The organism is uncultured Desulfovibrio sp. (genome assembly GCF_944324525.1).
Taxonomy (GTDB): Bacteria; Desulfobacterota; Desulfovibrionia; order Desulfovibrionales; family Desulfovibrionaceae; genus Desulfovibrio.
This window is the reverse complement of record NZ_CALUWS010000074.1, coordinates 1-7,792: the sequence shown is the minus strand read 5'-3', so window position 1 is coordinate 7,792 and position 7,792 is coordinate 1. Positions and strand designations below refer to the sequence as shown.

The 7,792-nt window shown below is 61.1% G+C and carries 11 protein-coding genes; 10 read left to right on the top strand and 1 reads right to left on the bottom strand.

Annotation, left to right across the window (positions count from 1 at the left end; genetic code table 11):
* Positions 1–347: 347 nt before the first annotated feature.
* The 5 genes from Q0K12_RS11995 (at position 348) to Q0K12_RS11975 (ending at position 4,713) form a co-directional block, all read left to right on the top strand.
* A complete protein-coding gene (locus Q0K12_RS11995; RefSeq protein ID WP_297263207.1) occupies positions 348–509 on the top strand; it encodes a hypothetical protein in 162 nt (53 codons plus the stop codon).
* A 69-nt stretch (positions 510–578) separates the two neighbouring features.
* Positions 579–1,301, top strand: coding sequence for a Rha family transcriptional regulator (locus Q0K12_RS11990; RefSeq protein WP_297263206.1), 723 nt, complete (start codon positions 579–581; stop codon positions 1,299–1,301).
* Complete coding sequence (locus Q0K12_RS11985; RefSeq protein WP_297263205.1) at positions 1,298–1,492, top strand: hypothetical protein; 195 nt, start codon at positions 1,298–1,300, stop codon at positions 1,490–1,492. The genes Q0K12_RS11990 and Q0K12_RS11985 overlap by 4 nt, the downstream gene beginning before the upstream one ends.
* Positions 1,493–1,573: 81 nt before the next feature.
* A complete protein-coding gene (locus Q0K12_RS11980; protein ID WP_297263204.1) occupies positions 1,574–3,124 on the top strand; it encodes a DUF935 family protein in 1,551 nt (516 codons plus the stop codon).
* 125 nt (positions 3,125–3,249) lie between these two features.
* Positions 3,250–4,713, top strand: a complete 1,464-nt coding sequence (locus tag Q0K12_RS11975) for a phage minor head protein (RefSeq protein WP_297263203.1) — start codon at positions 3,250–3,252, stop codon at positions 4,711–4,713.
* Here Q0K12_RS11975 and Q0K12_RS11970 read toward each other — a convergent pair.
* On the bottom strand, positions 4,690–4,845 hold the full coding sequence (locus Q0K12_RS11970) for a hypothetical protein (RefSeq protein WP_297263202.1): 156 nt from the start codon (positions 4,843–4,845) through the stop codon (positions 4,690–4,692). The two genes, Q0K12_RS11975 and Q0K12_RS11970, sit on opposite strands and share 24 nt — an antisense overlap.
* Before the next feature lie 216 nt (positions 4,846–5,061).
* Between Q0K12_RS11970 and Q0K12_RS11965 the strand changes: the two genes are divergently transcribed.
* The 5 genes from Q0K12_RS11965 (at position 5,062) to Q0K12_RS11945 (ending at position 7,720) form a co-directional block, all read left to right on the top strand.
* A complete protein-coding gene (locus Q0K12_RS11965) occupies positions 5,062–5,235 on the top strand; it encodes a hypothetical protein (RefSeq protein WP_297263201.1) in 174 nt (57 codons plus the stop codon).
* Between the two features lie 68 nt (positions 5,236–5,303).
* Entirely contained in the window at positions 5,304–6,044 is a 741-nt protein-coding gene (locus Q0K12_RS11960) for a Rha family transcriptional regulator (protein WP_297263200.1), read from the top strand.
* On the top strand, positions 6,041–6,256 hold the full coding sequence (locus Q0K12_RS11955) for a hypothetical protein (RefSeq protein WP_297263199.1): 216 nt from the start codon (positions 6,041–6,043) through the stop codon (positions 6,254–6,256). Before Q0K12_RS11960 ends, Q0K12_RS11955 begins: the two co-directional genes overlap by 4 nt.
* 115 nt (positions 6,257–6,371) lie before the next feature.
* A complete protein-coding gene (locus Q0K12_RS11950) occupies positions 6,372–7,307 on the top strand; it encodes a phage protease (protein WP_297263198.1) in 936 nt (311 codons plus the stop codon).
* Positions 7,308–7,324: 17 nt separating this feature from the next.
* The gene (locus tag Q0K12_RS11945) at positions 7,325–7,720 is read left to right on the top strand and encodes a hypothetical protein (RefSeq protein ID WP_297263197.1); all 396 of its coding nucleotides are present in this window, start codon (positions 7,325–7,327) and stop codon (positions 7,718–7,720) included.
* Positions 7,721–7,792: the final 72 nt, after the last annotated feature.

Below are 7,792 nucleotides of genomic sequence, written 5' to 3'. Positions count from 1 at the left end.
AAAGGCAAAAATTCCAGTTAAGGTGCGCCTTATATCCCCGCCCTGAAGGGCGAGGCTTTACGGCGCGCTGGGTAAAAGAAGAGTTGTTAATGGAATTAGCACTGCAATAACTAGAGGCAATGACCATTTTTTAAAGTATGTTTTATGCATCGTTAACGTCCTTTCCTTCGCTTGTTCTTGATGTGGCCGAAAGTAGCTCAGGATATTAGAAATAAGATTACCCATAATTCCCTCTTGCCTCACCCTACGTTTTTCCCCTCCCCGCCGCAATCCCCATTCTCAACTTGCGTGATAATTTTTCTTGACGCTAAAAAGCCATGTAGCTACAAATAGGGACAGGAGGTATCGTGCCAAGAGAAGGAAAGTACATCAGCATGGTTTTGAAGGAAGAAGATCACAAGCGCGCAAAAATCGTGGCTGCAAAAACAGGAAAGACGCTCAAACAAATTTTTCTGGATGCAATCGCGGCACTTGAGATCAAGTTGGCTCAGGAAGAAGAAAAAAAATAAAACAGTCGTGTCCGGTATTGCGAGTGCCGGACACGACCTAACCACAACCCACCTTAGCGGAGGTGCATCATGGCTGAAAACAGTTTATCCCAAGCCGTCTCCTTCATCAATGACAATTCCACAATGGAAGTCGGCCTGACGGCCGAAGGCCAGCCCGCCGTGCGCTCGGACATCGTGGCGTGCCATTTCCACCGCAATCACAGGGACGTCTTGCGCGATATTCGCAAGTTACGCGCCAAGTGCCCGGAATCTTTCTATGAGCGCAATTTTGCGCCGATAGAAATAGACACCCTGTTGCCTCATTCAGGGGGTATCCGCAAAGACCGTGCTTTCCTCCTTACCCGCGACGCCTTTTCCCTGCTGGTCATGGGCTTCACCGGGGCGGAGGCGGTGCGCTGGAAAATCCGCTACATCGAGGCGTTCAACGTGCTGGAAGCCGCCGCGCGGGAAAACCAAGCCGAGCTGGCCCGCGAATCCGGCTACCGGCAGGGGCTGGATGAGGGACGGGCGTCGGTCGCGCCTTTGCTGGACGAGGTACGCGGCACGACCGCCCGCCAGTTCTGGCGTCTCGGCCCGGCGCGCAAGCGGCGGCTGCGTACCGCCGTGCGTTACCGCAAGATGGGGCTGGGCATTGCCGCCATCGCCAAGCTGCTGGACGTCGATAACCGGGAAATCAGCAATCTGCTGGACGCCGCCGAGGCGCTGGGCGAACTGCCGCCCCGGCGGCAAGTTCCCGCCCGCCCCGTGCAAGGCAACCTTCTGGCCCTGGACGACAGGGAGGTGGACGCATGAACACGGAAGATTTGTCCCCAAGCCATGCGCTGGAAGAAGCCCGTTACATCACGGCCTTTCTGGGGGCCAGCGTCAGCGCCTTCGGCGCGGCGGACGAAGCCTGCCGCCCCAATGAGGACGGCTGGACGGGCCTGCTCATCATCACGGAACTGCTGAAAGACCTGCTGACCCGCGCCGGGGAAGAGGCATAATCCCCCCGCACTCTCCGCGCCCTTTCCGGGCATGACCTCCGTTTTTCTGTCACCATGACGGGAAAACGGAGGTCTTTTGCTATGGCGGACGGGCTTTTTTTGCCGGACGGCACCTTTCAGCCGTTCAGCGCGGCGGATTTGCGCGCGGAACTGGCGACGCGCCAGAACGCGGGCGTCTTTTTCGGGGAGCTGGACGGCTGGCTTTCCACCTTGCCGGACCCTGACCCCGTGTTGCGCAAGCGCGGGGACGACGCGGCCATCCTGCGGGAACTTTCCGCCGACGATCAGGTGACCACGGCCATGTTATCCCGAAAGAACCGGGTGCTCAACTGCCCGCATTTCACGCTCCGGGCGGGCGCGCCGGACGGCGAACGGCCCACGCCGGAAGCGGAGGATCTGTACCGGCGGTTCATGCGCGACCTTGAGCGCACCAACCTGCGCGGCATCATCAGCGGGATCCTGGACGCGCCCTTTTACGGCTTCACGCCGCTGGAACTCATCTGGCGCTTTGACGGGGACTGGTGGCGTCTCGTGGACATCGTGGCGCGGCCTTGCCACTGGTTCCGCTTCGACAGTCGCAACGATCCCGTCTTTGTCGGGGAATACGGGGCATTCTGCGCGGACCCGCGCCCCCTGCCGCCGGGCAAGTTCGTCTTCGTCACGCACCATGCAACCTATGACAATCCTTACGGTTTGCGGCTTTTAAGTCGCTGCCTGTGGCCGGTGAGCTTCAAACGCGGGGGCTTGAGCTTTTACGCGCGCTTCGTGGAGCGGCACGGTATGCCGTGGGTGGTGGGCGAGGCTCCGGCCAAGGCGGAACGGCTGGAAAAACAGGCAATGGCGCGGGATCTGTCGCGCATGGTGCAGGATGCCGTGGCCGTCATCCCGCACGGCGCGTCCGTCAAACTGGAGAGCGCCGGGCAGACGCAGGGCGCGATCCATGAGGACTTCCTCGCGCGGCAGGACAGGGCCATCAGCAAGGTGCTCATGGGCCAGACCCTGACCATTGAGACCGACGGTAAGAACAGCCTGGCCGCCACGGAAGCGCACAAGAGTGTGGCCGACGATCTGGCCGATGCGGACAAGGCGATGGTCACGGATGCCTGGAACGAGATCGCCTGGCTGTATGCCCAGGTCAACGCCGGGCCGGGCGTGTTCGCGCCGCTGGCCGCCTATGACGAGCCGGAAGACCTGAACACCCGGGCCGACCTGGACAAGAAGCTGACCGAGATCGGCGTGCGTTTTACGGCGGAGCATTTCACCAAAAATTACGGTCTCAAGGAAAGCGAGTTCAGTGTGGACGGCCCGCGGCGACCGGGCGAAGCCGCAAACTTCGCCGCTCCTTCCGGGCGTGCGCCCCTGGCGGAAAAGGCGCAGGCGAACCTTGACGCGGCCATCGTCAACATGCTGCCCGCCGCGCTCAGGGCGGGCGCGGCGTTCGTCTCGCAGGTCGAGGACGCGATACGGACGGCCAAAAGCTATGAGGATCTGGAGGAAGGCCTTGCCGCGCTGCTTTCCCCGCTCATGGCCCCGGATGCGCTGGAGAGCTTTCTTGCCCGCGCCCTGACGGCGGCGGCGGGATACGGGGCCACAGCCGTGGACATCGAGACGGCGGAGGACGGCGATGTCTGAACCGTTTTTTTCCTTAACCGCCGGAGGCGCGAGCGGTAGCGAGCTGATAGTGGAGGCGGCGTGTCCGTCCGGCTTTGCCGGTGGACATGGATACGCCGCCGGAACGGGGAAGGAGGATGAAGAAGATGGCTAAGAAAAAGCCGGAGTTCGACCTGCCGGAACCGGAGATCATCGCGGAGGGCGTCCTCCCTGACGCGGCCATCGAGTTCTGGAAGTGGCGGGCCAAGCTCACGGACGAGGAAGCCAAGGCGCTGGGGGAGGAGGCGAAGCACCGGGCTTTCTATGTTACGGGGCTGGCCAGGCACGACCTTGTGCAGCTGGTGAGCGACGGCATCGAGGAAGCCCTGAAAAACGGGGAGACGCTGCCTCAGTTCAAGGCCCGGATCATGGCGGCCATCCAGACGCAGGGCTGGCACGACTACCGCATCGAGAACATCTTCCGCACCAACCTGCAAACGGCGTATGCCGCCGGCCGTTACAAGAAGATGCAGGCGGTCAAGGCATCCCGCCCCTACTGGCAATATCTGGCCGTCATGGACAAGCGGGTGCGGCCTTCACACGCCATGCTGCACGGCAAGGTCTATCCGGCGGATCACGAGTTCTGGGCAGCCAATTACCCGCCCAACGGCTTTCGCTGCCGCTGCTGCGTACGCACGCTTTCCGCCCGGCAGGTGGAAAAGCAGGGCCTGACTGTGGAAACGGACATGCCCAAGGCGGGCGTATGGACGGATCCGAAAACCGGAATGGAATACTCTGTCCACTTCCCTGGAGCGGACAAGGGCTTTCGCAACAATCCCGGCAAGGATTGGGTCGAGTCCGGGCTGGATCTGAAAAAATACCCGGATGTGAACAGGAAAAGCTACGAGGAACAACGCGGCCCGGCAAGCCGACGGCCCGCGCCGGTCAAGACGTATGCGGAGCTTGGGGAAGCCATCAAACAGCACTGCGGGCAATTCGCCACCAATAACGGCATCAAAAAAGTCGTGACGGAAAGCGGCAGGCAATACTTCATGGCCACGGACAGCCGGGGCACGCTCTGGCTCAATTCCAAGACGTTCTCCACGCACTGCGACGGGTTCAACGCGCTACGCGACCTGAAAACAGCCTGGAACAAGCTCGCCAAGGGCGAGGAACTGACGTTCAACGAGGAATACGCCTGTGAAAGCCTGTGGCATGAGCTGACGCACAACCGGCAAAAGCCGGGCAACCTAGGCGGGAAGGATTCGCCGCAACGGCGCGTCATGGAGATCGTCACCCAGTGGACGGCCCGGCGTACCTATCCGCGCCTGCTGGAAAGCCTGGGCGGCAAGGCCGCGCATCAGAAGGATATTCTGAAAAAAGGCTACGGCTACGGCGGCGAGATAAGCAATTTTGACCGTCTGCTGGAGGCGCTGGAGGTCAGGGAGGAGGAACTGTTGCCGGAGCTGCTGCGCCTGATGGAGACGGCGGCCACGCCGGACTATGACGGCGAACTGAAGGAACTACTGGCGCGCATGTCGGGCAGGGAATTCCTGAACATCGCCCACGCGCTGGACAATATAAAAGATGCCGACTTTGAAAAGCGGCTACGCTTCGCGGAGCTCATATAGGGTAATGGCGACACTCAGGCGTCTGCTCTCGTCCTTGATTTGATCAAGGTAATATTCCGCCTTTTCCGTGTCGCCCCGCCCCCAGTACAGATAGACAAGATACTCGCAGTTGTAGTCAGGGGCTTTGTCCATTGACGCGCGGGTATCCTCAAGCCATTCCGGCCTCTTGGATGCGGTAGGGAATTGCTTCGCGATTTCTTCGGGTGTGGCGACATCAAAGAAGTTTTCCATGCCTTCCCCATAGCCCGGCGCGCCGGAAGCGTCAAGGGCGGGCCGTTCTCAACTTGCGTGAAAATTTGCTTGACGCATGAAAGTATTTAGGTAAATACTTTCAAAAAAGGAGGTGAAATGACGCGAAACGAACAAGGGTATGAAAAAACGCTTACCCTGAAAGTTTCGGTAGAGGAGCACCGCAAGATCAAACTTCTGGCAACAGAGGCGGGGGTGACAATCAAGGAATTCCTGTTCCGGCTGATTGATGAAAAATTCCCCCACTGGCGGGATAAAGGCAACGCAAAATAACAATCGTGTCCGGTATTGCGAGTACCGGACACGACCTAACCACAACCCACCTTCAAGGGAGGTGCGCTATGGCTGACAATTCGCTATCTCAAGTCACGCCCGGCGTCAATGAACGCGACGAAATCCATTTTCTTTCCATCGGCTCCATGCCTGCGGTTTTGTCCTCTGACGTGGCCCGGCATTTCCAACGGCGGCACAGTCACGTACTGCGCGATATTGACCGATTGTGCTCTATCCTGCCGAAATCATTTCGTGAGCCCAATTTTGGGCTGACGTTCAAAATCGTTCCTGGCCCCAACGGCGCAAGCCGAAGGGAAAAAGCGTACCTCCTCACCCGCGACGCGCTGTCTCTGCTGGTCATGGGCATGACGGGCAAGGCGGCCATCATCTGGAAGCTGCGCTATATTGAAGCGTTCAATGCGATGGAGGCGCGTTTGCGGGATATGGCCGCCCTTGGCGGGGCCGAAGCGCCGTCAAGGAATGCAATACGCGAGTCCGGCTACAAGGAAGGCTACGACGCGGGCCGGGCGGCCACGCTGCCGGAGGTGAAGGCGGCGGAAGAGGAAGCCCGGCAAAAGACCGCCCGCCAGTTCTGGCGTCTCGGCCCGGCGCGCAAGCGGCGGCTGCGTACCGCCGTGCGTTACCGCAAGATGGGGCTGGGCATTGCCGCCATCGCCAAGCTGCTGGACGTCGATAACCGGGAAATCAGCAATCTGCTGGACGCCGCCGAGGCGCTGGGCGAACTGCCGCCCCGGCGGCAAGTTCCCGCCCGCCCCGTACAGGCCAGCCTGCTGGAGGTGGAAGCATGAGCGCCATGTGTGAAGTGCCCGTGGAAGTGGTGGATGAAATGGATCGCATAGAAGCCCGCGTGGCCTTTCTGAGCGACGTTTTTCAGGTCGTTTCCGAAAGACCGGAAGACGATCTCGCCTTGAGCCGCAAAGGGTTGGAAGGTCTGTTCTATTGGACGCAGGACCTTGAAAACATGCTGCGCCACCTGAACGAACTGGCCAATCCCCAATAAAAAACAGCCTGAAAAATTGCTTGCATGGAGCGCGCCCTTTCCGGGCAAAGCCCCTGTTTTCCTGTCATGGTGACGGAAACAGGGGCTTTCCTTTTACCGCCGGAGGCGCGGAAAAATGAACGACAAATGGATCGAGATAGCCCGCACGGGCACGTTCACGGACAGCGCCGGCCGTGAGCAGACGTTCACGGCGGGAGACTTGGACGCCATAGCCCGACGCTACGACCCGCAAAAGCGGGATGCGCCGCTCTGCTTCGGGCATCCGCAAAACGACAAGGCCCCGGCCTTCGGCTGGGTGGACAAGCTGAAAAGCGAGGGCGGCAGGCTGTACGCCAGCTTTTCCCGCGTGCCGGACGCGGTGCGGGACCTGGTGGCGAAGGGGCATTACCGCCACGTGAGCATGAGCCTCATGCCGGATCGGGTGAGCCTGCGGCATGTGGCGCTGCTGGGCGCGGCGCAGCCCGCCATAGACGGCCTCAAGGCGGTGGAATTTTCTCACGACACGAGGGCCATCACGGTGGACTTCGCGGCTTCAACCAGAGGGGACGACTCCATGACCATAGAAGAATTGCAGCGGCAGGTGGGCCAGCTCACGGCGCAGCTCGAGGCGCTGAAAGCCGAGAACGCGAACCTGAAAAAGCAGGCCGAGACCCACAAACAGGACAGGGACAAGGCCGAATCCGCCAGAAATGAGGCCGAACAGAAGGCGGAAAAGACGAGCGCCGACTTTGCGGCCTATCGGGAAAAGGTGGAAGGCGAGCGCCGGGAGGCGCGCGTCGCCGGGCTGGTGAAGGCCGGGAAGGTGAAGCCCGCCGAAAAGGCCGGGGTGCTGGACTTTGCGGCGAAGCTGGCGGCACAGGGCGGCACGGTGGACTTTGCCGCGCCCGACGGCAAGAGCGAGACCATCAGCCTGGAAGAACGCTACCTGCGCGAACTGGAAGCGCGGCCCGCGGATGAGCGGGCGTTCGAGTTTGCCGCGCCTCCCGCGCATGGAGACCCGGCGGGGAACGGCGGCAACATCGATCCCGCCGAACTGACGGCGAAACTGTAGATCAGGGGAGAGACACCATGAATGAAGGATTTCTCGGCAAGCACACCCTCTCCGGGGAACGGGCGGCCACGGGCGACCATCCCGTGGTGCTGCACCATCTGCCGCTTTCGGAAACGGCAAGGGCCGCCGCCATCCCCGTGGGCACTGTCCTGAAGCGCGTGGACGTCATGGGGGAGGACGACGAGAGCGACACCGTGGTGGGCGCTGCCTGGGAGCCGCTGCTTTCCACGGACGCGGCCACGGCGGTTCCCGTGGCCGTGGTGGATACGCCCTGCGATCCCACGGGCGAGAACGGCGAAACGTCCGCGCTGTGCGTGGTGCATGGCGGGGTGAAGCATCGCGTCCTCAGGACCGGGGACGGCAAGGCGCTCTCCGACGCGCGGATCGCGCAGCTCGTGGAACACAACATCTAGGTGTTGTGTTCCGATAGGTTGTTCACCCTTTCCTCATTCGGTAAGTTGGAAGTTACCAGACAAACCAACAAA